Source organism: Xanthomonas sp. SHU 308, assembly GCF_000364645.1.
Lineage (GTDB): Bacteria > Pseudomonadota > Gammaproteobacteria > Xanthomonadales > Xanthomonadaceae > Xanthomonas_A > Xanthomonas_A sontii.
Genome location: NZ_AQOK01000338.1, coordinates 1 through 1,217, shown reverse-complemented (window position 1 = coordinate 1,217; position 1,217 = coordinate 1). Strand labels below are relative to the sequence as shown.

2 protein-coding genes and 1 pseudogene are annotated in these 1,217 nt (G+C 69.4%); 1 reads left to right on the top strand and 2 read right to left on the bottom strand.

Annotation, left to right across the window (positions count from 1 at the left end):
* A pseudogene (locus tag D588_RS24620) lies at window positions 1-172 on the bottom strand (acetyl-CoA carboxylase biotin carboxyl carrier protein); the annotation flags it as partial.
* A 92-nt stretch (window positions 173-264) separates the two neighbouring features.
* Complete coding sequence (gene aroQ / locus D588_RS0111925; RefSeq protein ID WP_017914420.1) at window positions 265-711, bottom strand: type II 3-dehydroquinate dehydratase; 447 nt, start codon at window positions 709-711, stop codon at window positions 265-267.
* 311 nt (window positions 712-1,022) lie between these two features.
* Between aroQ and D588_RS24615 the strand changes: the two genes are divergently transcribed.
* A partial coding sequence (locus tag D588_RS24615; RefSeq protein ID WP_043084584.1) for a hypothetical protein occupies window positions 1,023-1,217 on the top strand: 195 nt, incomplete at its 3' end.

The window sequence follows — 1,217 nt, the reverse complement described above, 5'->3', positions numbered from 1 at the left end:
CGGCGGCCGGCGCGGCCGCCGGGGCGGCGGCCACGTACTGCGGCGCGCTGGCGGTCATGCCCTTGGGGGTGCGCGCCAGGCGCACGCTTTCCTCGCCTTCCTTGATCTCGATCTCGGCGAGATTCGATTCTTCCAGCAGGTCGATCAGTTTCTTGATTTTGCGGAGATCCATAACGGCCTCGTGAGGTGACTTTGAAAAAGACCGGGCGCGCGGCCCGGGGACTCAGACGGGGGTGTGCGGTGCCGGTCGGGTGTGGGCGCGGCTCACGCGGCCGCTCCCAGCCGGGTCAGCGCCGCGTCCATCGCATAGCGGTAGCTGTCGGCGCCGAAGCCGCAGACCACGCCGACCGCGTGGTCGCTGAAGTAGCTGTGGTGGCGGAACGGCTCGCGGCTGTGCGGGTTGGACAGGTGGATCTCGATGAACGGGATCGCCACCGCCGCCAGCGCGTCGCGCAGCGCCACCGAGGTATGGGTGAAGGCCGCCGGGTTGATCAGGATGAAGGCGGTGCCGTCGCCGCGCGCGGCCTGCACCCTGTCCACCAGCACGTGCTCGGCGTTGGACTGCAGGCTCTCCAGCGTGTGGCCGGCGGCGCTGGCCTGGGCCAGCAGCGCGGCATCGATCTGCGCCAGGGTGGCATGGCCGTACACGCCCGGCTCGCGGGTGCCGAGCAGGTTGAGGTTGGGGCCATGCAGCAGCAGCAGTCGCGCCATCGGGAACAAAGCAGCGGAAAGGGCGGCAGTCTGCGCGAAGCCGGCATTGCTGTCCAGTTCGGCGAAGTTGCGGGCGTTTTAAACAAATGTTTGATTTTTCGCCGGTCTGCGTCGCGTCAGCGCAGGCATGGCGGGCGGCCAACGGGCCGCGCCACTGCCTGCGGTTATGTCGCATCTTGTGCGGGCCATGCAAGTGTCGCTGCAGCATGGGACGGCCACATTGCAGCGCCATCGCCACCGCGCGTCGACGCGCCGGCGGAAGTGGTATATACCATTTCAAAATCACTGAAATACCAGTCGAGGGTAGGCGCATGCGAACCGAGCGTATTGGCCGTTGCGGCCTTGGCCGCCACATCCTGGCGTTCGCGCTGCTGGCCGGGGCGACCGCACCCGCGCTGGCGGCGGCGCCGGCGACGCTGCCGGCGGTGTACCCGGCGCCGACCGCGCTGCGCCTGCTCGGGCCGGCGTTGCCGCTGGGGCCGTCGGTGGTGCTGGTGCAGGCCGGC

Bases quoted from the DNA above. Each gene is read 5' to 3' on its own strand.
- aroQ (WP_017914420.1), bottom strand. From the start codon at position 711: ATGGCGCGACTGCTGCTGCTGCATGGCCCCAACCTCAACCTGCTCGGC.